This is a genomic window from Winogradskyella ursingii (assembly GCF_013403975.1).
In the GTDB taxonomy this organism is placed as follows: domain Bacteria; phylum Bacteroidota; class Bacteroidia; order Flavobacteriales; family Flavobacteriaceae; genus Winogradskyella; species Winogradskyella ursingii.
On sequence record NZ_JABFDH010000003.1, the window covers coordinates 352989 to 376708 of the forward strand.

Here is a 23720-nt window from a genome sequence, read left to right on the forward strand (position 1 = left end):
TTTATTAAATCAACCTATATAATAATAGCACAATGAAAACCAAAACTTTCCTAATCGTAATCTTAGTATTATTTGTAGCATCATCGTGTGCATCACGCAAAAGTTTAGTCTATTTCCAAGACGAACATATAAAAGAAGGTATTCCAGCAACAGAACCAAAACAGCTTATCTATAAACCAGACGATATCTTAACTATCAATGTTTCTGCATATGACGCTGAAACAGTTGTACCGTTTAATATGTATACTATTTCTAATAACCTTGATCAAGAACGTACTAATAATACCAGACAAGTACAAACTTATTTAGTCGATTACGACGGAAATATTGATTTTCCTGTTTTAGGCAAAATAAAGGTTGAAGGTTTAACAAGGACCGAAGTCACTTCACTATTAACAGAACGCATTAGTGAATATGCTACTGAACCAATTGTGAATGTAAGGTTGGTAAACTTCACAGTAACTGTATTGGGAGAAGTATCAAACCCTGGAACCTTCACAATTCAGGATGAACGAATTACCCTTTTGGAAGCTTTGGGTCTCGCTGATGATTTAACGATTTTTGGTAAACGTGACAATTTGTTACTAATTAGAGAGGTTGAAGGAGAAAAAAGATTTGCAACTATAGATCTTACTACAATTAATGCAGTTAATTCTCCGTTATATTATCTTCAACAAAATGATGTTATTTATGTCGAACCAAATAATGCAAGAGTAAGGGCATCTACATACAATCAAAACAATTCGGTCCTAATTTCAGCAATTGGTACATTGACAACTATTATAACTGTATTTTTAATTAATAATTAATTTAAAAATCGCTCATAAATTTTTATGGAAAACAGACCTACTACAAGCACAGATTTATTAAAAAAAATCCAGCCGTTTCTAGTTAAATGGAAGGTTATATTATTGTGTGTTCTTATTGCCCTTTTTATAGGATATATGCATCTGCGATATGCCGATAGTGAATATAAGGCAACGGCAACAATTAAATTAAAAGATGATAAGCAGGCAACAAAGCTACCAAGTATAGAACAGGTATCGAGCGAAGGATTATTTTCTAATGGAGCAGACAAAATTGGTGACGAAATAGAAATTATTAAATCGCGTACACTTATAGAAAATGTGGTAAAAAAACTTAAACTTAATATACGCTTTTTCCAAGAAGGCAGTATTAAAGTAAACGAGCTTTATAAGAACCCTCCATTAACGCTTAGTTTTTTTGCAAATGACTCTATTATTCATAAAGTTGATACAACATTGTATTTAAAGGTAAAATCAAAAACTAAATTTTTACTTTTTAGAAATGATGGAACAACTTTAATAGATAGAGATGAATCAGAAGGCAAGCCTCATACCTTTGGAGAACGATTAAAAACTGGATTTGGTGATATGGTAATCACTCCAAACATTGATCATTTTGAATCTAAAATAGGTAGTAACATAAAGATATCCATTAACCCAGTAATCAAAGTATCAAACAGTTATCAAAAGAAGCTTACCGTATCTTCAGATAAGGGCTCTAGTATCATTAATTTAGAAGTACAGGAAACTGTTGCACAAAAAGCAATAGATGTTTTGAACCAGCTCATTTCCGAATACAATGCTGATGTAGTAAGAGACAAAGAAAAGGTAGTTGAGGTTACTTCAGCGTTTATTAATAATAGACTACAGGCGATAACTGAAGAGCTGGAACAGGTGGAATTGAGCGCTGAAGAACTGCAAAAAAGAAACAAGCTAACTGCACTAGGTTCTCAAGCAAATATTTATCTTGAAAGTGAAAAACAAAACGAAGCTCAAATTTCGAATACTACTAACCAATTAAAATTAATTGATTTTTTGCAAGAAGAAGTGAATGACGACTCTAAGGCTAGTGATCTATTGCCTCTAAATGTAATTGGCGACCCTAATGTGTCTCAAATAACTAAAACATATAATGAGTTGGTTGCTCAACGAGATAAACTACTCAAAAATTCTACTGAAAAAAACCCAATCGTTGTTAATCTTAACAATCAAATTGCCGCTCAGAAAAACAATCTTCAAAATACGTTGAATAACATGAAGAAATCGAGCGAAATAACTTTAAATACACTTAACAGAGAAAGTGCGAGAATTGGTGGTAGGCTATATGCAGCACCAACAAAAGAGAAAGAACTAAGAGGTATTGAAAGAAAACAAGGAATTAAAGAGTCTCTTTACCTTTATCTATTAGAGAAAAGAGAGGAATCTTCTATTAGATTGGGCATGTATTCTCCAAGTGCAAAGATAATTGATAGTGCCTACTCCTCTTTTAAACCAGTAGCACCTAACCCGATAATAATATATTTGGCATCTGTTATTTTTGGTCTAATGATTCCAATCGGTCTTATTTACGGTTTTGAACTCATAGATACCAAAATACATAATAAAGAGGACCTGACAGATCTATTGGATATACCATATTTAGGAGATGTGCCAAGATCGCCAAAAAATAAAACTTTAATTCAAAAAATCGATTATTCCCCTAAAGCAGAGGCTTTCAGGATTATAAGATCAAATATAGATTTTATGTTAAAAAGCATAACTGGGAGATCCAAAAAACTTTTTATAACTTCTACCAGGGCGCAGGAGGGTAAATCTCATACAAGTACAAATCTGGCTACTTCTATCTCGCACTCGGGAAAATCGGTTTTATTGATTGAAACTGATATTAGAGTCCCTAAAATAATGGACTATTTGGGATTAGAAAATAATTCGGTAAAAGGTCTTTCTGATTTTATAGTAGATAATTCTATGAAACCACAAGACATTGTCATTAAACATAAAAAGAATGAATTTTTAGACATTATCGCTTCTGGAACCGTACCACCAAACCCAGCAGAATTACTAATGAGTCCAAGAGTTAATCAACTGTTTGAATATTTTGAAGACAAATATGATTATATCATTGTTGATACCTCAGCTGTAGGTTTAGTAAGCGACACCTTACTTCTTGCAGATCATGCGGATATGTTTATATATGTAGTCAGTGCAGATAACATAGATAAAAGACACGTTAAACACGTAGCAAAACCACTATATGAAGACAAAAGGTTACCGCACATGACATTATTGCTAAACGGTGTAAATGTTAATGGCAGTGGATATGGCTATGGTTACGGCTATGGCTACGGGAATAATCCTGAGGATCAAAAGAAATGGTATAATTTCTTCTCAAAAAAGAAGAACTAATTTTACTAGTTAAATGAAAGCCTTATCTCAATGATAGGGCTTTTATAATTTTCGCCGTTTCCTTTCCTTTTTTATTAGTGATAATTCTCTGCTGGTCTGTCCTGCTACAGATGTATTTTCCTCCGCCCTTCTTATCAAATAAGGCATCACATCTTTTACTGGTCCAAATGGGATATATTTAGCCACATTATAACCGTCGGAAGCTAGATTGAAACTGATATGATCACTCATACCGTACAACTGACCAAACCAAACGTTATTATCATCCTTTTTAATTCCATAAGCTTCCATAAGCTCCATAGCGAGATAGCAGCTTTCTTCATTATGGGTACCTATAAAAATCGAAATGTCATTAATATGGTCTAATATATACCTCAAACTGGCATTGAAATTATCGTCAGTGGCTTTTTTGTTTTCGCAAATTGGGGATTCATAATTCTTTTCTAAAGCTCTTTCCCGTTCTTTCTCCATATAGGCACCGCGCACTATTTTCATCCCTATTTTAAAATTTTCTTGTTTAGCCCGTTCATGAAGTTGTTTTAGATAATCCAATCGGTCCCAACGGTAAGTTTGTAAGGTATTATAAACAATAGTCACCTCTTTATTGTAACGACGCATCATTTCCTCTACCAAATTATCTGCCGCATCCTGCATCCAACTTTCCTCACCATCGATAAGGACTTCAACATCCTTTTCTTTTGCTAAACGACACACCGCATCAAAACGTCCCACTATTCTATTCCATTCCTCTTCTTCGCTTTTCGTTAAGGCTTTACCTTCCGTTTTTTTTTGATAAAGATAAAACCTACCAAACCCGGTTGGTTTAAAAACCACAATAGGCATAGCTTCTCTTTCGTCACAGAAATTGATGATTTTTAAAATCTTTTCAACTGCATCGTCAAATTGATTTTCAACTTCCTTACCTTCCACCGAATAATCCAATACTGAACTTACTTTTTCCGTGTAAAGTTTGTCTATTACAGACAAGCAGTCTTCTTCATTAACACCGCCACAAAAATGATCGAATACCGTTGACCGTATTAATCCTTCTACAGGTAAATGTGCTTTGAGAGCAAAATTAGTCGCAGCAGTACCAATACGAACCAATGGCTGATGTGATATCATTTTAAAAAGAAAATAAGCACGTTCTAATTCAGAATCAGACTTAAGGGTAAAAGCCGTAGCGGTATCTTCAAAAAGGGAGCGGTTAATCATGGAATTTAATCTATATGCAAATATATTTATTCTATGTCTTATATTTTTGCAAAAAAACTAAGTATTTTCACACCTCAAATAACATTTATTTTCAATGCAGTCTATTAGCACCAAAAATTCAGTTGTGTATTTTAATGGCAACCTTTATACACAAGTCAATTCTTATATAAATTCTATAAAACCGTCTATAATATTCATATTGGTAGATACCAATACGCATGAGTATTGTTTACCATATTTTTTACAACAGTTAGAATCAGGTGAAATAGTCGTTGAAGTCATGGAAATGCCAGAAGGCGAGGAACATAAAACAATAGATATCTGCATGGGAGTCTGGGAGGCCTTATCTGAATATGGCGCAGACCGCAATAGTTTACTTATAAATCTTGGTGGTGGTGTTGTTACGGATTTAGGCGGCTTCGTAGCTTCTACCTATATGAGAGGTATTGATTATATCAATATACCAACATCTCTACTGGCTATGGTAGACGCATCTATTGGAGGAAAAACAGGAGTGGATTTGGGTGGCTTAAAAAATCAAGTGGGTGTTATTAATGAAGGCAAAATGGTGGGTATTGATACGTCATTTTTAGATACTCTTCCTCAAAATCATATGATTTCAGGTTTTGCTGAAATGCTAAAACACGGTTTAATCTTTGACGAAAACTATTGGGACACACTTACTCATCTTGAAGCATTGGATATATCTCATTTAGACAAGTTGATTTATGATTCTGTCGTTATAAAAAACAGTGTGGTTACAGAAGATCCAACTGAAAAAGGATTGAGAAAAATTCTCAATTTTGGACATACACTTGGGCACGCTATAGAAAGCTATTTCTTGGAACATGCAGATAGACAACCTTTGCTTCATGGCGAAGCTATTGCTGCAGGTATGATCTTAGAAAGCTACCTTTCAGTTAAAGTTTGCGGGCTGAATGAGCAAACATTAAAAAAAATTACTGAAGGTATTTCTAAAACGTTTTCAAAAGTTGAAATTTCAAAAGAAGATCAAAAAGTAATTATTGAATTACTAAAACACGACAAAAAAAACAGTCACGGCAAAATATACTTTGTTTTATTAGAAGCTATTGCCCAGCCAAAAATAAATTGCACCGCAAACAACGAACTCATTGTCGAAGCTTTTAATTACTACTCTAACTTCTAAAGATAACGCTCCCTAATCACATCATTATGGTGATTTTCGTGCCCCGTAATAATATAGCCAATCGCTCTTGGAGAAATTGGTGAACCACTCGCCTCACCTATCAGCTTCAATCTACTTTCGCTTATATGGCTAAATAAAGCAATTGTAGCTTGTCTTACAGCCTTATATTCCTTCAATAAATCTTCCATTGTCCTCCTTTTAATCTCATAATGATCTACATAACTATCTTGATTAAAGCCTGGCATTGGTGTTGTATCTCCTCTTGCAATGCGTAACGCCCTATATGAAAATATACGTTCGGTATCTATTATGTGAAGTAAAATTTCCTTTACTGTCCATTTTCCAGCAGCATACGAAAATTCATGTTTTGCAACAGGGATATTAGAATAGAAAGACATAACCGATTCTAAATTTTTCTGTAAACCAACAATTATATCTTTGTTTGATGCTTTATCAATGTACATTTTATAGTACTGATTGTATTCATCGTTGCTCAACTGTTCTGAAATCATAACCTAATAGATTTTAAATTAAAAAAGCCCTCAGTAAAGATTACTGAAGGCTTAAATTATAACTTAACACCTTTATAGTTCGTTAAAAATGGTGTGCATCAAACGCTTTTTATCGTTAAGGCTTTCCTCCAGCGAAATCATAGTTTCTGTTCTGTAAACACCTTCAATGTCGTCTAACATAAATATAATGTCTTTGGCATGCATAGTGTTTTTTGCCCTAATTTTACAAAACACATTAAATTTACCCGTTGTAATATGCGCCACAGTAACATAAGGTATTTCATTAATACGCTCCAAAACAAACTTAGTCTGTGATGTATTCTGAAGAAAGACACCAACATAAGCAATAAAGGAATAACCCAATTTCTTGTAATCCAATGTTAAGGAAGAACCCTTTATTATTCCTGCCTCTTCCATCTTCTTCACTCTTACGTGAACTGTTCCTGCAGAAATCAACAATTTTTTCGCTATATCCGTAAATGGGATTCGCGTATTGTCAATCAACATATCAAGTATTTGGTGATCGATTTCGTCTAATTTGAATTTTGCCATAATCGTATAAACTTTAAACTATATGCAAAAATAGAACATTTTTATTAACGAATAATCATCAAAGGTTAAGAATAATCAGGTTTTAATGCGATTTTTTCATCGTTTATTAAAACGAAATCGATTTCGTTAGCAACTTTTAATTCAGAATTTTTGAAAGATTTGATTTTTAATCCATTTGCATCGATTTCTCTATGACCAAAAAAACCATCTAAATCTGAAATGACTTCCACTTTCGGAACAAAATCAATTTTACCATCCACCAATCGTTCTTCGTACTGAAATGCCACATCATTTTTTTTAGAATCAACCACTGCATTTCTCACAATGATATCGTAAAAACACTTTTCATTTGATGGAATTTTGAAATAGTCTTCATATTTTTCAACATCATAACCTTCCGAAATCACCAATAAACCTTTTAGAAGAGCTACAAAAATGAATCTCCTCACTTCTTCCCTATCGTAATCATTTTTATAATGGCCGGCTTCGTATAATAAAGTCGGTACACCGAAACTCTGAAATGTATCTCCAACACAGTTAAGATTAAAACTATCGTCATACCTTCCTAAACCAATCGATGTTTGGGTCTGCAAAGTTTTATTGATTTCCGCAATTATAGCCATTGCCTGTTTTCTATTAATCGTCAGTGAGCGCTTTTCATCTTGCGAAGGAGACAAAAATGAAAGTGTTGCAGGAATACCCGTATCTCCAGCACCAAATATAGTGCGTTGGCCATGTAGATTAAAACAATAATTAGGTTGAAAATTGCTATAAACTTCTCGAAGAACCCTACTTTCTGGTTGCGATAAGTCTTGGGCGTCCCTATTTAAATCTACATTATTGGCGTTTAACCTCGTATAACGAGCGGCACCATCTGGGTTCAATATAGGAACTACCAATAATGTACATGATTTTAAAATGGAATTAGCATACTCATTTTGTGTCTCGAAAAAATTAAAACAGTCAAATAACGCCTTGGTAGTTGTAGATTCATTGCCATGCATTTGCGACCATAATAACACCTTTATTTTTCCAGTACCAATTTTCAAACTATAAATTGGTCTGTTTTCAACTGAATATCCAAAAGTAGAAACTCCTAATTCAGGATATTTTTTTATACAGTTTTCAATCGACTCATTAGTGATATAACGACTATGCAATCGCGGCTCTTTTATACTATTGTAAATCGTATTAATATAATTTAAATCCATTTCAAAAATTTAATCTGTTACAAATGTAATCATTTGGGTTTTTACATTTGTAAAAACAAATTGTATGTAAATTTGTTACAAAATTATACAAAACCCCAAACGAAAGTATTGGTCGAAAATGATTCTGTTGAAGAATTTTTATTACAAAACCTATATTTAATTTTAAAAACTGTCTATCAGTCTTTTATACTTTATTTAAAAAGTATTACTTTAAGTATTAAATGAAAATGTAAAGAATTATTTAGTTTGTAAATATACTAATGTTTACATTTGTAGCACTATTATTTATTAATACAAGTTTACAATGATAAACTCTTCGGAATTCACAAAAAGACTACAAAAAGTCATAGATTTTTACGATGAAACAGCCTCAAGTTTTGCTGAAAAAATAGGTGTTCAGCGCTCTAGTATTTCTCATATTTTATCCGGCAGAAATAAGCCTAGTTTAGATTTTGTAATGAAGGTACTCCACGCCTATCCGGAAGTCGAATTGTATTGGCTACTTAACGGTAAAGGAAATTTTCCGTCTCAACCAAAAAATTCAGAATCACATAAACAAGATTCACAGGCTCATCAGGTTCCTCAAATTAAAACTGATCAAGTCCACGGACCCGATTCCGACATAGAACACATTATTATTTTTTATAAAAACGGTAGTTTTAAACGTTATAAGCCTTAATTATAATTGGCGTATTTATTATCTTCGCCAAAAATTAATGATGAGAATTAGCGCTGGCATTTCACTTCTTTTTTTGTGCTTAAGCTGTTATAACGTTGAGCGTAATTGCAATGACTTTAAAAACGGCACGTTTGAATTTGACTACACTATTGATGGGCAGGAAAAAACTGGTCGTTTCACGCGTGAAGGCGATTTGAATATTGATTATTACGAAGGCAAGGTAGATTCTTCATCGGTTCGTTGGATAAATGATTGTGAGTTCATTTTAAAAAAGATCAACCCAAAAACAATGTCGGAAAAAGAGGCTATCCACATGAAAATACTTTCTACATCCAACGACTCCTATACCTTTGAATATCAATTAGCCGTTAAAAAAGCTAATAAACCTCTACAAGTTGAAAGAGGTGTAGCCCGAAAAATTAACTAAACATTATGTTGGACTTTTTATTAACGTCAGACGCCTTAATGGCTTTGGTTACCCTAACCTTACTGGAGATAATTTTGGGCATTGATAATATTGTGTTCATATCAATAGCTGCAAACAAATTACCAGAACATCAACGCACCAAGGCGACAAATATTGGTCTCTTGTTTGCCATGCTACAGCGTGTAATTTTATTGTTTTTCGTTTCCTTTCTCGTTGGACTAAGCGAGCCATTCTATACAGTTGATAATGATTGGCTCACCATTGGCATTAGTTGGCAGGCCATAATTCTATTGGCTGGCGGACTGTTTTTAATTTACAAAAGCACGTCTGAAATAAGAGAGAAGGTAGAAACTCCAGCGCATGACAAAAATAATGTTAAAGCTAAAGTTATTAAATCCTTAGGCCAAGCCATTACTCAAATCTTAATAATCGATTTTATATTCTCCATCGATTCGATACTAACTGCAGTTGGTATGACCAACGGGCTACACCCCAACCATAACTACACTTTGGTATTAATGATTATTGCTGTAGTTATTTCAATCATTATAATGATTAGTTTCGCTAATAAAATAAGAACGTTTATAGATCGCAATCCAAGTATGCAGGTTTTAGGCCTGGCCTTTTTGATCCTAATTGGATTTATGCTCATTACTGAAGCAGCTCATTTGGCTGAAACCGAGTTTTTTGGCAAAAGTGTTGGCGCAATACCAAAGGGGTACCTATATTTTGCTATTGCTTTTTCTCTATTCGTTGAATTTTTGAATACGAGAACAAAAAAAAATAATCAGAATAAAGTCACCTGACCCTTATCATCAATATCTGAATCTTCATCCAAGTCATTCTTTTCATTCGATGGATTTGATTTTGATGCATCAGAATTAACGGCTTTAGTCTCTTTTGAAATCGTCTCCTCACCAACCACCTCAATTTCATCTGCTGGGGTTTCCTCTGGTGCTTCATACGGCAAAGGAGATAACAAACTAACCTGATTTATTTTATCTTTAGTTAACTGATTTCCAAGTGCTGTAATTCCTTTTATCGCAATAAAATCTTCAAGGTCAACTTCCATGTTTTCTTTACGGTCTTTCCCTCTTTCTTTAGTAAATTCCACCTCTGCTCTTGGCCTCCAATCGGTTGAAACTATCTCTAACTGGGAGTCGGAATGATCTGATATAAACAACTCTTCCTTACCCTCTTGTTCAATTAAAAATCGTTTAACATAATAACGCTCTTTTTCCCCATCATAATAAATTGCTGAAATCGGTTTTTTAGGAATCCACTTTTCAAGAATAATCATATCTTCATCAAAACGGGTGGTTAATTCTGGAATTATAGTCTTAGCTATTCCTGACTGGGTAATTATCAGCAATCGATCCTCTCCTCTAAACTCTCCAATAAGTTCGCCTCTGTCGTCAACATTTAAGCGTTGTACAGCATCATCAAACCAAATTTTTCTAGGCTTTAAAGTGGACACTCCTTTTTCTTTTAGTTCAACGCGTTTAACCGAATGCTTTGTAACCAAGTTTCCTTTGGATTTTCTGCCCTTTATTATAACATCGGCAAAATCCAAGTCCCATTTAAGCTTTTTAACACTACCAACTTGTCTCAACATTACAGTAACCACTTCGGCTTCACCATTGGGGTTTGCAGAAAAATACCAAACCACAGAACCCTTATTACCGTTCGTAAGATCGTATTCCCTATCACGCGTCATACTTGTCACCGCAAAACGTTTCACATAAGATGGTCCTTTTTTACCATCCCTGTAAATCATATTATAAATGGTGCGTTTATCCTTTTTCTTAAAAACTGCCACGTGAATAATATTCTTACCGATAAATGTTTTGGAATCCACTTTTGTGACCATCATTTTACCTTCTTGCGTAAAACAAATGATGTCGTCAATGTCACTACAATCACAAACATACTCGTCACGTCTTAATGCCGTGCCCACAAACCCTTCTTCTCTATTGACATAGAGCTTGGTATTTCTAATGACCACTTTTGTAGCGTCAACGTCATCAAAAATTCGGATTTCGGTTTTACGTTCTTTGCCTTCACCATAATCTTTTTTCAAACGCTCAAAATAAGCTATGGCATAATCAATAAGATTGTTTAGATGATGTTTTACTTCAGCAATTTGATCTTCTAAGGCCTCTATCTTTTGTTGCGCCTTGTCAATATCAAATTTCGAAATTCTCTTGATACGGATTTCTGTTAATCGTGTAATATCTTCAACTGTAATAGCACGTTTAAGATGTTTTATATGTGGTTGAAGACCTTTATCTATGGCATTGATAACGCCATCCCAAGTCTCTTCTTCCTCTATATCACGATAGATTCTGTTTTCAATAAAAATACGCTCCAATGATGCAAAATGCCATTGTTCTTCGTATTCACCCAACCGTATTTCTAATTCACTTTTAAGTAATTGAACTGTATTATCCGTGGATCTGCGTAACATTTCTGATACACCCACAAAAAGCGGTTTATTATCTTCAATGACACAACCTAATGGCGAAATAGAAGTTTCACAATTAGTAAAAGCGTATAAGGCATCAATTGTCTTGTCTGGAGACAATCCCGAAGGTAAGTGAATCAGTATCTCAACCTTAGCAGCTGTATTGTCCTCAATTTTCTTTATTTTAATTTTACCTTTATCGTTAGCTTTTAAAATCGAATCAATTAACGATGAAGTCGTTGTCGTAAAAGGAATTTCTGTAATTGCAAGGGTTGACTTATCATGCTGTGCAATTTTGGCACGCACTCTGACTTTTCCACCTCGCAAACCATCATTATAATTGGTAAAATCTGCAATACCTGCTGTTGGAAAATCTGGTAGAATGGTAAAACGCTTACCTTTTAGATGCTTAACAGAAGCATCAATCAATTCAATAAAATTATGTGGTAATATTTTGGTCGAAAGTCCGACTGCGATTCCCTCACCTCCTTGCGCCAAAAGTAATGGAAACATGACTGGTAAGTTGATTGGCTCTTTACGCCTGCCGTCATAAGAGGCTTGCCATTCAGTAATTTTTGGATTATAAACTACATCTAGAGCAAATTTAGAAAGTCTTGCCTCAATATACCTTGACGCTGCTGCGCTGTCTCCTGTTAAAATATTTCCCCAGTTTCCTTGGGTATCTATTAATAAATCTTTTTGCCCGATTTGCACCATAGCATCAGCAATACTAGCATCTCCATGTGGATGGTACTGCATCGTGTGTCCAACAATATTGGCTACTTTATTGTAGCGACCATCATCTAAATCCTTCATGGAGTGCATGATGCGTCGTTGTACTGGCTTAAAGCCATCCTCAATTGCAGGGACCGCTCGCTCTAAAATTACGTAAGAGGCATAGTCCAAAAACCAATCTTTGTACATACCAGTAACCTTGGTTATGGTTTCCTGGGGTTCTTGGGATTCTTGGTGAGATTCGTTGTTTGTATTTTCTAACTCTTCGTTTTCTTCTTCTGTCATGTTTATTTAATCATTCCTGCATTAGCAGAAATCTATTCTATTATATAAAAAAACTTAAAATGACACTTTGGCTGTGCTTAGTGTGCTATCCTAATTATAATGATATGAAATTATCTTAACTCGCTTCTTCGATCACATCCAACTCCACCTTCAAATTGTTGATAATGAATTTTTGTCGCGTTGGTGTATTTTTTCCCATATAGAAAGAAAGTAATTCTTCGATGGACATATCCCGATCTAACATCACGGGATCTAAACGAATATCTTCACCAATAAAATGCACAAATTCATCTGGCGAAATTTCACCCAAACCTTTAAATCTCGTGATTTCTGGTTTTGGCTTTAGTTTTTCAATGGCATTTCTGCGTTCTTCTTCAGAATAACAGTAAATGGTTTCCTTTTTATTGCGCACTCTAAATAGTGGTGTTTGTAAAATATATAAATGTCCTTCCTTTATAACTTCTGGGAAAAATTGCAAAAAGAAAGTAATTAACAATAACCTAATGTGCATGCCGTCAACGTCGGCATCTGTAGCGATTACCACATTATTGTATCTTAAATCTTCTAAGGATTCCTCGATGTTTAAAGCAGCTTGAAGCAAGTTGAACTCTTCATTTTCATAAACAATTTTTTTGCTTAACCCATAACAATTCAAAGGTTTTCCTTTTAGGCTAAAAACCGCTTGTGTATTGACATCTCGTGATTTTGTGATACTACCTGATGCCGAATCTCCCTCAGTGATAAAAAGAGTAGTTTCTAGATTTCTTTCATTTTTGGTATCACCAAAATGTACGCGACAATCACGCAGCTTTTTATTATGAAGACTGGCCTTTTTAGCTCTATCTTTTGCCAGTTTTCTAATCCCAGACAATTCTTTACGTTCACGTTCTGCCTGCAAAATTTTACGCTGAATTTTTTCAGCAGTATCAGGATTTTTGTGAAGATAATTATCTAGGTAGGTTTTTACAAAGTCATTAATGTATGTACGAACCGTTGGCAAGCCACCACCCATATCCGTAGAGCCCAATTTAGTTTTGGTCTGACTTTCAAAAACGGGTTCCATAACTTTTATAGCAATGGCTGACACCACGGACTTTCTAACGTCTGAAGCGTCATAGTTTTTTCCAAAAAATTCTCTAATCGTTTTAACCAAAGCCTCTCTAAAGGCAGATAAATGCGTTCCACCTTGTGTAGTATTCTGTCCATTTACAAAAGAATGGTATTCTTCGCTATATTGTGTTTTACTATGCGTTAATGCAACTTCAATATCATCTCCTCTAAGATGGATGATTGGGTAAAGCAAATCAGACTCATTGATATTTTCGGATAATAAATCCTTCAAGCCATTTTCACTATAATATTTTTCACCATTAAAAACTATTGTCAACCCTGGATTAAGATAGACATAGTTTTTGAGCATTTTTACAACATATTCACTTCGATATTTATAATTTTTAAAAATAACATCATCCGGAACAAATGACACTTTTGTTCCTTTTCTACGCGACGTATCATCCAACATTTCTTGGTCCGTGAGGTTACCTTGCTCAAATTCTGCTGAAGCCGATTTTCCATCTCGGGTCGATTCAACTCTAAAGTAAGACGATAACGCATTCACCGCTTTAGTACCTACACCATTTAAACCTACCGATTTCTTAAAGGCTTTAGAATCGTACTTTCCACCAGTATTCATTTTAGAAACGACATCGACTACTTTACCCAAAGGAATTCCACGACCGTAATCCCTAACAATAACACGTTCGCCATGGATAGAAATTTCAATGGTCTTTCCCGCTCCCATGACATACTCGTCAATAGAATTGTCCAGTACTTCCTTAAGCAAAATATAGATACCATCATCTGGAGAAGAACCATCACCCAGCTTACCAATATACATACCTGGCCTCATACGGATATGTTCTTTCCAGTCAAGTGAGCGTATGTTGTCTTCAGTATAATTGGACTGTTCTGCCATAGAAAATATAAATAAGTAAAAAATAATGATGAAGGGCTAATATAAGACTATACCACAAAAAATGAAATACGGAGCGTACAAAGTAATTAACAATACATATTGATAACTGTGAGCAGTCATAGAATGTTAAATGAGTTATAAAACTATGTGTTAAGATTAATTTGTTTTGGAGTTATTTATAATTTTGAACAAAACTTTTTTTATATGAAAATTCTGAATTTTGCACTTATATTTTCGATTATAGCGTCTATAAATTTTTCTTCATATGCACAGCAGAAATCTGTATCACCTTACGAATGGAAATGGGCGAAAGATGGCATCTGGACGACAGCAGCTTTAGCCGGTAGCGCAGGTGGACTTTTATTGATTCAGAAAAAAGATGGTCTCACTATGGACGAATTTGAACGTGAACTCGAAAATAAAGACAATATAAATTTCTTGGACCGTTGGGCCGTAGGTAACGACTCCGAAAGTGCAAGTAAAATAAGCGACATCCCTTTTGCAATTTCTTTTGCTGCTCCTTTTCTATTGTTGTTAGATGATGAAGTGAATGACCACACTGCACAGGTATTAGGTATTTACTTAGAAAGTATGGCCACGACTGGTGCTATGTATGCCATAACTGTAGGTCTGGTGAATCGAAGCCGTCCCTATGTATACAGTGACGACTTATCAATTGATCGAAGAACTTCCAATAATGGTCAACGATCATTTTATTCAGGTCACGTTGCGGCAACTGCTACAGCTACCTTTTTTGCTGCAAAAGCCTTCCAGAATTTTAATCCAGATTCTGCGGGAATTCCTTACGTATGGGCAGGTGCAGCTATTTTACCTGCCGCAGTTGGTTATTTTAGAATCCAAGCTGGTCAGCATTTTTTAACTGACGTGCTTTTAGGATATGGACTGGGTGCCCTTGCTGGTTACTATATTCCAGAACTTCACAAAAGAAAAGACGAAAGCAACTTTGGTCTTTCACCAGTTATGGGAAGAACTAGCTTTGGAGATACCTATCAAGCGTTAAGTTTAAATTATGAGTTTTGATCCTATTGGAAAGAATTTACACTAATTAAATGTGACTAAAAAAAACAAAGCCGTTAAGCATTTTATATTAAACGTTGAATAAAAAGTGCATCACATCACCATCCTTAACGATGTAATTTTTACCTTCAACTCGCATTTTACCAGCTTCTTTAACTTTTGACTCACTACCAAAGCTCACGTAATCGTCATAGGCAATTACTTCAGCTCTAATAAAGCCTTTTTCAAAATCAGTATGAATAACTCCAGCAGCTTGAGGTGCAGTTGCACCAATATCCACCGTCCAAGCTCGGACTTCTTTAACACCAGCTGTAAAATAGGTCTGTTGATTTAGAAGTTGGTATGCGGAACGAATCAGTTTTGCAGAACCTGGTTCTTCCAAACCAATATCTGACAAAAACATTTGGCGCTCTTCGTAATCGTCCAATTCATTAATATCAGCTTCTGTACCAACTGCTAAGACCAAAACTTCGGCATTTTCATCTTTAACTGCTGCTCTAACTTTTTCTACATAAGCGTTACCAGTAGTTGCTGCACCTTCATCTACATTACAAACATACATTACTGGTTTGTCCGTAATAAACTGTGTTGGCTTCACGTAATCATTGTAATCATCATCAGAAAATTCCAAAGCTCTTACCGAAGTTCCTGCTTCTAAGCCAGACTTGATTTTTAATAAAACCGCTTCTTCTTTCTGCGCTTCTTTATTTCCTGTTTTGGCAGCACGTTTAACTTTGTCAAGTTTTTTTTCTGCAGTTTCCAAATCTTTCAATTGCAGCTCCATATCGATAGTTTCCTTATCTCTAATTGGATTAATGTTCCCATCTACATGGACGATATTATCATTATCAAAACAACGAAGTACATGCAAAATGGCATCGGTTTCTCTAATGTTGGCCAAAAATTGATTACCCAACCCCTCTCCTTTGCTCGCTCCCTTTACAAGACCTGCAATATCAACGATTTCGACAGTTGCCGGTACCACCTTTTCAGGATTAACCAACTCTTCTAATTTTGCCAATCTTGGATCTGGCACATTAACCACTCCAATATTAGGTTCTATGGTGCAAAACGGAAAATTAGCACTTTGCGCTTTTGCATTGGATAGACAGTTAAATAAAGTCGATTTTCCTACATTTGGTAATCCTACAATTCCTGCTTTCATAACTATTTCCCGTGACAGAGGGAATATCTTTAAATTAAACTAAATTCTTCTTTTTTAAAAGAATGCAAATGTAACTAAATAGTGGAATAGTTGAATTATAATTTATTCAAAATGATTTTGATAAGAGTGAATTAAAAGATTGTAAAATAGTACGATTACTATTCAGTCCCTCAAAGTCCAAATCTCATGAATTGGGTCACCTTTACTAGATAAACCTGAGTGATGCCAATTGCCATCAATCAATTCGTAATTAAACTCCAAACTCGCACCTACCTTAGAGTCATCTCTAGAAAAGAATTCGATATTCTCAATATATTCACCATTATCGGTGGTGTAAGTGCCTCCTCCAGTTCCCATGAACTGTTTTGTTTCAGTATTATACGCGATCCATTGAAAGCGCGTACCAGATAAAATTTTCATTGTTTTTCTTGGACGGTCTATATCTCGATTTTGAATTTCTCCATTTCTTATTCTACCAGACATAAGCCATGCTCCTTGCAATGCACCTGGCTCCCCTTTATCAATTCTATTGAATTTTAGGTCTTCACCTTCTATTTCTAATACATTTTCTTTGACAGAAACTTTAAAACTAGACGCACTACCAACCAGTTCAGAATTGTCACTATTAAATTCAACTTTTTGATTTATCGTATCGTCCATTAAATTCCAGGAACCACCTTTAGTTTTTAAAAATTTTCCAGTGGTAATATTATAAGTACTAATTGCGTAGTAATCATTAGCATAAATGGCTACTTGCTTTATCCGGTCTCCATTTTCAGACTTAGAGATGGTTTCCCATGCACCAATTGCACTTTGTGCATTAACAAAAAATGATACAGAAATGAATACGAGTAAAATAAACAATCTTGTCATGATTCCAATTTTTTAATTAGTAACAATTTATTACACACCTAATTAAGTGTATTTCAAATTTAAAAAACAATTAAGTAAAAAATCACATCTTCCTAGATTGTTTGATTTTTATTTTCTTTTTATTCATTTAAAATATCACTGCCTAATCCAAAGCATTGCTTTCTCTTTTTCCTCCAAATCAAAATATTTGACTTCGGAACTTGTGAAAAAATCGGTTGCTTTAGTAACAAATTCTTGCCATTTCTTTTCGCCTACAAATGCTATTTTTCCATAATCTGAAATATGTGCACTATCTACTTTTATATCTTCCCAAAATCCTTTTAGTGTAAAGCCGTCAAAATCTTCTATTTTAAATAAGAAATCTACTTTATCATTTTCCATTAAAATTTTGTGAATGCGCTTGTGGACTTTTTCAACTTCAGTTTTTGAAATTTTACCGCTGATTTTTGCTGAAATCAAATTATCTTTTTCTGAATTTAATAGTTGTATCATAATTTTGCTTTTTATAATTAATACTTAATTTAATGCACATATCGTGCAATGTTAAAGCATAAACTTTATTACTAAACCACCTGTAAGCCATACATAACAGATGAATGCAGCGTACTTTAAAATCTTTTCAAGTAATGGGCTTTTTGGCGCCATTTCGCTCATTGAATGCGCTATGTTCTTCCTTTTAAAAAAACCCAAGTATATAAGATATCCTGAAATGGCGAGGAAAACTATATTGAGATAGAACGTATAATCCAATTTGAAATGGTCTTTATCTTGAATCTTGACCTGGGAAGGGTCCGGCAATATATTTAACAAGTCAAAAGAGTAATGCAATGCCAAAGATGTTCCGATTAACGCTGTGAAGAGTAGAAATAGAATAAATAGCGACATCTTCCATCCATAATATTTTGCATTGATACGCAAAACGGGAAAAACGACTAAATCACTAAAAATAAAAGCCATTACTCCTGCAAAACTTACACCCTTTCCAAAAAGCAATGCCGCCAAAGGAATGTTGCCCATAGAACCAATAAATGTCAAAAAAGCAGCAATTGGCCCTACAACGATATGTTCCAAAACTTCAAGAATACTAAAATCCGTTTTTCCTTGACCACTGTTAATGAATAGTGTTTGAAAAAATGAATCTGGCACAAAGGCCGCTACGATTCCGGCAATGGTAAAACCTACGGTCACATCTTTCCAGACCATTTGCCATTCCATCTTATATTTTTTCGCAACCCTTGCCCAACTTTCTTCTTTCTGTATTTGCTTTTTCCAGTCCTTGGAATCGTCTATTTCATCAGAATCCTGTCCTTCAAGATTTTTCCGTGCCTTTTCAATCAGTTTTTTGGGATTTATAACACGAATGAGGATCCAGCAAATGAGAACGAGTAAGAGACCTCCAATATATTCGCCAACAACAAACTGCCATCCCAAGAAGATTGAAATGATGATTCCAAGCTCAATTACCAGATTGGTTGATGCCAATAAAAAAGCTATTGAAGAAACAAAACTTGCTCCTTTTTTGAATAGAGATTTAGCACTTGCAAGTGCAGCGAAGCTGCACGAACTGCTTATAAACCCGAAAAACGTACCCAACAGCACACTTTTAGATTCATTCTTACCCATCGTTTTTTGCATCCGTTGTTCGGTTACAAATATCTGTATCATACTACTGATAATGTAGCCCAATATGAATGCCCAAAGAGCCATCCAGAAAAACCCTGTTGTGGTATAAGCAGCTTCGCCCCATTGTTCCAAAAAATCATCCATCACAATTTTGTTTATTGTCCGCTACAGTTATGGCAAAACCTTTTACTATAAGGTTTACATTTATATGGAGAATTACTGTTCTGTCAAGCAAACAGTTTTTCCATAAATAGCGCAATGAAAATGCAAGTCGGTTTCAGTTTCACAATTACACCCCTTTTTTCTGAAAGGGTATATTTCATAATTACAGCGGCATTCAATATTTGGTAGATGATAGACATATCATTTAACGTTTACAGCTTTACAAAAGATAAATGTTTAAGTCTTTTCAAAATCTATGAATATCTGTAAATTGCTAAAACCTCTATTTCTGCAAGAAATTTATAAATTAACGATAATATTGCCGTAACCCGAATATCTTTTAACTCTAAAAATTGTGCTAGTCTTTACATATTAGTGGAAGTGTTAAACACCAAAAGATTTTCTGATAATTCGGAAATTAATATAATCAGAAAGCAATTGCGGCACTGCAACTCAAAATCATTTACGCTACTTTGAGTATAAAAATGACATGTTCAAATCGCAAAACCAGCTTATTAGATAAAAAAAAAAATCCCAAGCCAACGACTCAGGATTTAATTATTCATTTTAAATGTCACTTATACCTATCCTTCAGGATGCATAAATTTTTGTTTAGCCAATAATTCTTCTTCAGTTTCAACTATATCTTCATCTGGCACACAGCAATCCACAGGGCAAACCGCAGCACATTGAGGCTCCTCGTGGAAACCAACACATTCTGTGCATTTGTCTGGTGCAATATAATACACCTCATCGCTTATAGGCTCTTGAGGCTCTTCCGCATCTACTTCCTTTCCACTCGGTAAAACCACATTGCCTTCTAAACTGGTTCCATCTTTATAGCGCCAGTCATCCGCACCTTCATAGATAGCAGTATTTGGACATTCTGGTTCACATGCTCCGCAGTTTATACATTCGTCCGTTATTATAATTGCCATAGTATTTTTTTCTCTTTTTGTTTGTGTAAATTTGCACTCACTTTTATCCGAATTGATGGACAAAGTGCAAAAATAAAGCCAAAATAGTGCATAACCAAACACAACATGGATTTACAACAAAGAATTAACGCTTTCGCAAAACTTGGAGCATTTCTGGCTCAATTTATACAAGAAGGCATAAATAAAAATGAATCTATAGCACATAACGATTTGTTTTTTGAGGGTTTTAAACATCAAATAAAATTAGCTAATGAACATAATGGCTGGTTTACTAAAACCAATATTATTTTTGCTTTAGAATCCTGGTCTAATGCACTGACAGAAAGTAATATTAACCAGTGGACAAACAAGTATAGCTTTAATATAAAAGAACCAAAAACAGTAGCCATTATTATGGCAGGAAATATACCTTTGGTTGGCTTTCATGATTTTTTGAGCGTGCTTATTTCTGGACATAATGTATTGGTTAAACTATCTTCTAACGACAAACATTTATTGCCATTTTTGGCTAAGTACCTAGAAACAATTGAACCTGAATTTAAAGGAAAAATCACATTTACGGACAACAAACTAGAACATTTTGATGCCGTAATCGCCACAGGAAGTGACAATACAGCTCGTTATTTTGAATATTATTTTAAAGACAAGCCGTCTATAATAAGAAAGAACAGAAACTCGGTTGCGGTTTTATCAGGAAAGGAATCGCCTGAACAGTTAAAAGAACTATCCGAAGACATATTTAGATATTATGGTTTAGGTTGCCGCAACGTTTCCAAACTTTTCATTCCCAAAGGTTATAATTTCGATGATTTTTTTAATGGGATGTACCATTGGCATCCAATTATCAATCAAGCGAAATACGCCAACAATTACGATTACAATAAAGCAGTATATTTAATGAGTGAATTTGAAATGCTTGAAAATGGCTTCCTTATGATAAAAGAAGACGACAGCTATTCCTCTCCTATTGCTACCGTATTTTACGAATACTACGAAGACTTTAGCAGTCTTAAAAAGAGGCTTGAAGCGGATGCAGAAAAAATTCAATGTGTAGTAGCGAGTGGTTTTTCTGAAAATGAAATTGAATTTGGACAAACACAACAACCACAACTCTGGGATTATGCAGATAATGTAGATACTGTTGAATTCTTGTTAAAAAGATAGCTCAAAAATTATCATATTAGTAACATAAAATAGTCAATTAATTAGCACCTTTGTAGCTATTAAAAAATAAAACTTCAGGATTTTTTTAAGTAATTCTGAACTAAATTTAGGATAAATGAAAAAACATAATTTTAGCGCTGGCCCTTGTATATTGCCAAAATCAGTAATGCAAAAAGCCTCTGAGGCGGTCCTCAATTTTGATGACGGTCTTTCGCTTTTGGAGATTTCGCATCGTAGTAAACCGTTTGTAGATGTGATGGAGAATGCAAGAGCTCTAGCATTAGAATTATTGGGTCTTGAAGGTAAAGGTTATAAGGCGTTGTTTCTTCAAGGTGGTGCCAGTACCCAATTTTTAATGGTAGCACTAAATCTTCTCGAAAAAAGAGCAGGCTATCTAAATACGGGAACTTGGAGTGATAAGGCAATAAAAGAAGCTAGAATTTATGATGATGTTTATGAAGTGGCTTCCTCTAAAATTGCAAATTTTAATTATATCCCAAAAGGTTACGATATTCCTGAAGATTACGATTATTTTCACTGCACCTCTAACAATACTATTTTTGGTACACAGATGAAGAGCTTTCCGGATTCACCAATCCCAATGGTCTGCGATATGAGTAGCGATATATTTTCACGTCAATTGGATTTTTCGAAATTTAATCTTATATATGCCGGAGCACAGAAAAATATGGGTCCTGCAGGAACTACCTTGGTAGTTGTCAAAGAAGATATTTTAGGAAAAGTATCACGTAAAATTCCATCCATGATGGATTATAAGGTGCATATTAGCAAAGGAAGTATGTTTAATACACCACCTGTGTTTCCTGTTTATGTTTCAATGTTAACGTTGCAATGGTTAAAGGATCTCGGAGGCATAAAAGCTATTGAAGAAGAAAACGATAAAAAAGCAAGATTAATTTACTCTGAAATTGATTTAAATCCATTATTCAAAGGATATTCTGTCAAAGAAGACCGCTCTAATATGAATGCAACGTTCACCTTAGAAAACGAAAACCTTAAGGAAACTTTTGAAGCTATGGTAAAAGAGGCTGGCATCAATGGTCTTAATGGCCACAGAAGTGTAGGAGGATATAGAGCATCAATGTACAACGCGTTATCTTTAGACAGTGTTAAAGCTTTGGTAGAAGTTATGAGCGATTTAGAGAGTAAGGCATAAAGCGTTAGTACTACACATTGACTAATTGAATTGCTTTTGAAGATTAAAAAATTATAATAATCGTCATTATGAACGAGGTAAAAAAATCTTAATAGATTAGATTCTTCCTCAAAATGACCAAAAAACAAATAATGAAAGTATTAGCAAACGACGGTGTTTCGCAAAGCGGAATTGAAGTTTTAGAGGCTGCAGGTTACGAAGTAATAACTACTACTGTGGCTCAAGAACAACTTGAAAACTATATCAATAAGAATAATATTGATGTGCTTTTAGTAAGAAGCGCAACGACCGTTCGTAAAAACATTATAGACAATTGTCCAAGCCTGAAAATTATTGGCCGTGGCGGTGTGGGTATGGACAATATTGATGTAGACTATGCTAGAAACAAAGGACTCCATGTTATAAACACACCTGCTGCTTCTTCACATTCTGTTGCAGAATTGGTGTTTGGACATTTCTATGGTCTAGCACGTTTTTTGCATAATTCTAATAGAGATATGCCTTTAGAAGGTGATGCCAATTTCAAAGGATTAAAGAAATCATATGCCAAAGGCACAGAATTAAAAGGTAAAACATTAGGTGTTTTAGGATTTGGCCGTATTGGGCAAGCAACAGCAAAAGTGGCATTAGGTGTAGGCATGAGAGTAATTGCTTTTGATCCCTTTATTGAGAAAGCAGATCTAGAATTGGAATTCTTTGATGGACAAAAAGTAAATTTTGAAATTAAAACTATTTCAAAAGAAGAAGTTCTAAAACAATCAGACTTTTTAACCCTGCATGTACCAGCACAAAAGGAATATGTTATTGATGAAGCAGAATTTAAGCAAATGAAAGATGGTGTTATCATAGCAAATGCAGCACGCGGTGGTGTAGTTAATGAAGTAGCTTTGGTTAAGGCCATTGAAAGTGGAAAGGTCTCTAGAGCAGCACTCGATGTTTTTGAAAAGGAGCCAAAACCAGAAATTCAGTTATTAATGAATCCTGCGTTATCATTAACTCCACACACAGGAGCAGCCACCAATGAAGCGCAAGACAGAATAGGTATTGAATTAGCTGAACAAATCATTAAGATTTTGAGTTAAAAATTAATTGTGACCTATACCAACAAAATGAGTCCTATAATAACAAAGGACTTTTTTTGTACC

At 34.6% G+C, this 23720-nt stretch carries 21 protein-coding genes; 10 read left to right on the forward strand and 11 right to left on the reverse strand.

Annotation, left to right across the window (positions count from 1 at the left end; translation table 11 throughout):
* Nucleotides 1-32: 32 nt before the first annotated feature.
* Nucleotides 33-809: a polysaccharide biosynthesis/export family protein gene (locus tag HM983_RS08960; protein ID WP_179345077.1), complete on the forward strand. Its 777-nt coding sequence runs from the start codon at nt 33-35 to the stop codon at nt 807-809.
* 24 nt (nt 810-833) lie between these two features.
* Nucleotides 834-3212 carry a GumC family protein gene (locus HM983_RS08965; protein WP_179345078.1) on the forward strand — a complete coding sequence of 793 codons (2379 nt, stop codon included), beginning with the start codon at nt 834-836 and terminating at the stop codon, nt 3210-3212.
* Between the two features lie 42 nt (nt 3213-3254).
* Here HM983_RS08965 and HM983_RS08970 read toward each other — a convergent pair whose 3' ends face one another.
* Entirely contained in the window at nt 3255-4427 is a 1173-nt protein-coding gene (locus tag HM983_RS08970; protein ID WP_179345079.1) for a proline dehydrogenase family protein, read from the reverse strand.
* Nucleotides 4428-4521: 94 nt separating this feature from the next.
* Here HM983_RS08970 and aroB point away from each other — a divergent pair, with 94 nt between their 5' ends.
* Entirely contained in the window at nt 4522-5595 is a 1074-nt protein-coding gene (gene aroB / locus HM983_RS08975; RefSeq protein WP_179345080.1) for a 3-dehydroquinate synthase, read from the forward strand.
* Here aroB and HM983_RS08980 read toward each other — a convergent pair.
* The 3 genes from HM983_RS08980 to HM983_RS08990 all read right to left on the reverse strand — a co-directional run bounded on the left by HM983_RS08980 (nt 5592) and on the right by HM983_RS08990 (nt 7870).
* On the reverse strand, nt 5592-6107 hold the full coding sequence (locus HM983_RS08980; protein WP_179345081.1) for a DinB family protein: 516 nt from the start codon (nt 6105-6107) through the stop codon (nt 5592-5594). The genes aroB and HM983_RS08980 overlap by 4 nt on opposite strands.
* A 72-nt stretch (nt 6108-6179) precedes the next feature.
* Nucleotides 6180-6659, reverse strand: coding sequence for an Lrp/AsnC family transcriptional regulator (locus HM983_RS08985; protein WP_179345082.1), 480 nt, complete (start codon nt 6657-6659; stop codon nt 6180-6182).
* Nucleotides 6660-6724: 65 nt separating this feature from the next.
* Nucleotides 6725-7870 (reverse strand): M14 family zinc carboxypeptidase, encoded by a 1146-nt coding sequence (locus tag HM983_RS08990; protein WP_179345083.1) that lies wholly within the window; start codon nt 7868-7870, stop codon nt 6725-6727.
* A gap of 304 nt (nt 7871-8174) precedes the next feature.
* Here HM983_RS08990 and HM983_RS08995 point away from each other — a divergent pair, with 304 nt between their 5' ends.
* Genes HM983_RS08995 through HM983_RS09005 form a run of 3 tightly spaced genes read left to right on the forward strand, consistent with a single transcriptional unit; the run spans nt 8175 to nt 9782 of the window.
* Nucleotides 8175-8549 carry a helix-turn-helix domain-containing protein gene (locus HM983_RS08995; RefSeq protein WP_179345084.1) on the forward strand — a complete coding sequence of 125 codons (375 nt, stop codon included), beginning with the start codon at nt 8175-8177 and terminating at the stop codon, nt 8547-8549.
* 37 nt (nt 8550-8586) lie between these two features.
* Nucleotides 8587-8976, forward strand: coding sequence for a hypothetical protein (locus HM983_RS09000; RefSeq protein ID WP_394366249.1), 390 nt, complete (start codon nt 8587-8589; stop codon nt 8974-8976).
* 5 nt (nt 8977-8981) lie between these two features.
* Nucleotides 8982-9782 (forward strand): TerC family protein, encoded by an 801-nt coding sequence (locus HM983_RS09005; RefSeq protein ID WP_179345085.1) that lies wholly within the window; start codon nt 8982-8984, stop codon nt 9780-9782.
* Here the strand turns inward: HM983_RS09005 and HM983_RS09010 are convergent.
* Nucleotides 9764-12460 (reverse strand): DNA gyrase/topoisomerase IV subunit A, encoded by a 2697-nt coding sequence (locus HM983_RS09010; RefSeq protein ID WP_179345086.1) that lies wholly within the window; start codon nt 12458-12460, stop codon nt 9764-9766. The genes HM983_RS09005 and HM983_RS09010 overlap by 19 nt on opposite strands.
* 115 nt (nt 12461-12575) lie before the next feature.
* Nucleotides 12576-14435 carry a DNA topoisomerase IV subunit B gene (locus HM983_RS09015; RefSeq protein ID WP_179345087.1) on the reverse strand — a complete coding sequence of 620 codons (1860 nt, stop codon included), beginning with the start codon at nt 14433-14435 and terminating at the stop codon, nt 12576-12578.
* Between the two features lie 204 nt (nt 14436-14639).
* Between HM983_RS09015 and HM983_RS09020 the strand changes: the two genes are divergently transcribed.
* Nucleotides 14640-15476, forward strand: coding sequence for a phosphatase PAP2 family protein (locus tag HM983_RS09020; protein ID WP_179345088.1), 837 nt, complete (start codon nt 14640-14642; stop codon nt 15474-15476).
* A 67-nt stretch (nt 15477-15543) separates the two neighbouring features.
* On the opposite strand, the gene ychF is transcribed toward HM983_RS09020, so the two are convergent.
* The 5 genes from ychF to HM983_RS09045 form a co-directional block, all read right to left on the reverse strand.
* Nucleotides 15544-16638 (reverse strand): redox-regulated ATPase YchF, encoded by a 1095-nt coding sequence (ychF, locus tag HM983_RS09025; RefSeq protein ID WP_179345089.1) that lies wholly within the window; start codon nt 16636-16638, stop codon nt 15544-15546.
* A 162-nt stretch (nt 16639-16800) separates the two neighbouring features.
* The gene (locus HM983_RS09030) at nt 16801-17511 is read right to left on the reverse strand and encodes a membrane or secreted protein (protein ID WP_179345090.1); all 711 of its coding nucleotides are present in this window, start codon (nt 17509-17511) and stop codon (nt 16801-16803) included.
* Nucleotides 17512-17646: 135 nt separating this feature from the next.
* Complete coding sequence (locus tag HM983_RS09035) at nt 17647-18003, reverse strand: SpoIIAA family protein (protein WP_179345091.1); 357 nt, start codon at nt 18001-18003, stop codon at nt 17647-17649.
* 51 nt (nt 18004-18054) lie between these two features.
* Complete coding sequence (locus HM983_RS09040; RefSeq protein WP_179345092.1) at nt 18055-19278, reverse strand: permease; 1224 nt, start codon at nt 19276-19278, stop codon at nt 18055-18057.
* A gap of 602 nt (nt 19279-19880) precedes the next feature.
* Nucleotides 19881-20234 (reverse strand): 4Fe-4S dicluster domain-containing protein, encoded by a 354-nt coding sequence (locus HM983_RS09045; RefSeq protein ID WP_179345093.1) that lies wholly within the window; start codon nt 20232-20234, stop codon nt 19881-19883.
* A 105-nt stretch (nt 20235-20339) separates the two neighbouring features.
* Between HM983_RS09045 and HM983_RS09050 the strand changes: the two genes are divergently transcribed.
* The 3 genes from HM983_RS09050 to HM983_RS09060 all read left to right on the forward strand — a co-directional run bounded on the left by HM983_RS09050 (nt 20340) and on the right by HM983_RS09060 (nt 23657).
* Entirely contained in the window at nt 20340-21398 is a 1059-nt protein-coding gene (locus HM983_RS09050) for an acyl-CoA reductase (RefSeq protein ID WP_179345094.1), read from the forward strand.
* 115 nt (nt 21399-21513) lie between these two features.
* Complete coding sequence (gene serC / locus HM983_RS09055) at nt 21514-22575, forward strand: 3-phosphoserine/phosphohydroxythreonine transaminase (protein ID WP_179345095.1); 1062 nt, start codon at nt 21514-21516, stop codon at nt 22573-22575.
* A 131-nt stretch (nt 22576-22706) separates the two neighbouring features.
* A complete protein-coding gene (locus HM983_RS09060; RefSeq protein WP_179345096.1) occupies nt 22707-23657 on the forward strand; it encodes a D-2-hydroxyacid dehydrogenase in 951 nt (316 codons plus the stop codon).
* The last annotated feature ends 63 nt before the right edge of the window (nt 23658-23720 follow it).

Bases quoted from the DNA above. Each gene is read 5' to 3' on its own strand.
- HM983_RS08960 (WP_179345077.1), top strand. From the start codon at position 33: ATGAAAACCAAAACTTTCCTAATCGTAATCTTAGTATTATTTGTAGCA.
- HM983_RS08965 (WP_179345078.1), top strand. From the start codon at position 834: ATGGAAAACAGACCTACTACAAGCACAGATTTATTAAAAAAAATCCAG.
- HM983_RS08970 (WP_179345079.1), bottom strand. From the start codon at position 4,427: ATGATTAACCGCTCCCTTTTTGAAGATACCGCTACGGCTTTTACCCTT.
- aroB (WP_179345080.1), top strand. From the start codon at position 4,522: ATGCAGTCTATTAGCACCAAAAATTCAGTTGTGTATTTTAATGGCAAC.
- HM983_RS08980 (WP_179345081.1), bottom strand. From the start codon at position 6,107: ATGATTTCAGAACAGTTGAGCAACGATGAATACAATCAGTACTATAAA.
- HM983_RS08985 (WP_179345082.1), bottom strand. From the start codon at position 6,659: ATGGCAAAATTCAAATTAGACGAAATCGATCACCAAATACTTGATATG.
- HM983_RS08990 (WP_179345083.1), bottom strand. From the start codon at position 7,870: ATGGATTTAAATTATATTAATACGATTTACAATAGTATAAAAGAGCCG.
- HM983_RS08995 (WP_179345084.1), top strand. From the start codon at position 8,175: ATGATAAACTCTTCGGAATTCACAAAAAGACTACAAAAAGTCATAGAT.
- HM983_RS09000 (WP_394366249.1), top strand. From the start codon at position 8,587: ATGATGAGAATTAGCGCTGGCATTTCACTTCTTTTTTTGTGCTTAAGC.
- HM983_RS09005 (WP_179345085.1), top strand. From the start codon at position 8,982: ATGTTGGACTTTTTATTAACGTCAGACGCCTTAATGGCTTTGGTTACC.
- HM983_RS09010 (WP_179345086.1), bottom strand. From the start codon at position 12,460: ATGACAGAAGAAGAAAACGAAGAGTTAGAAAATACAAACAACGAATCT.
- HM983_RS09015 (WP_179345087.1), bottom strand. From the start codon at position 14,435: ATGGCAGAACAGTCCAATTATACTGAAGACAACATACGCTCACTTGAC.
- HM983_RS09020 (WP_179345088.1), top strand. From the start codon at position 14,640: ATGAAAATTCTGAATTTTGCACTTATATTTTCGATTATAGCGTCTATA.
- ychF (WP_179345089.1), bottom strand. From the start codon at position 16,638: ATGAAAGCAGGAATTGTAGGATTACCAAATGTAGGAAAATCGACTTTA.
- HM983_RS09030 (WP_179345090.1), bottom strand. From the start codon at position 17,511: ATGACAAGATTGTTTATTTTACTCGTATTCATTTCTGTATCATTTTTT.
- HM983_RS09035 (WP_179345091.1), bottom strand. From the start codon at position 18,003: ATGATACAACTATTAAATTCAGAAAAAGATAATTTGATTTCAGCAAAA.
- HM983_RS09040 (WP_179345092.1), bottom strand. From the start codon at position 19,278: ATGGATGATTTTTTGGAACAATGGGGCGAAGCTGCTTATACCACAACA.
- HM983_RS09045 (WP_179345093.1), bottom strand. From the start codon at position 20,234: ATGGCAATTATAATAACGGACGAATGTATAAACTGCGGAGCATGTGAA.
- HM983_RS09050 (WP_179345094.1), top strand. From the start codon at position 20,340: ATGGATTTACAACAAAGAATTAACGCTTTCGCAAAACTTGGAGCATTT.
- serC (WP_179345095.1), top strand. From the start codon at position 21,514: ATGAAAAAACATAATTTTAGCGCTGGCCCTTGTATATTGCCAAAATCA.
- HM983_RS09060 (WP_179345096.1), top strand. From the start codon at position 22,707: ATGAAAGTATTAGCAAACGACGGTGTTTCGCAAAGCGGAATTGAAGTT.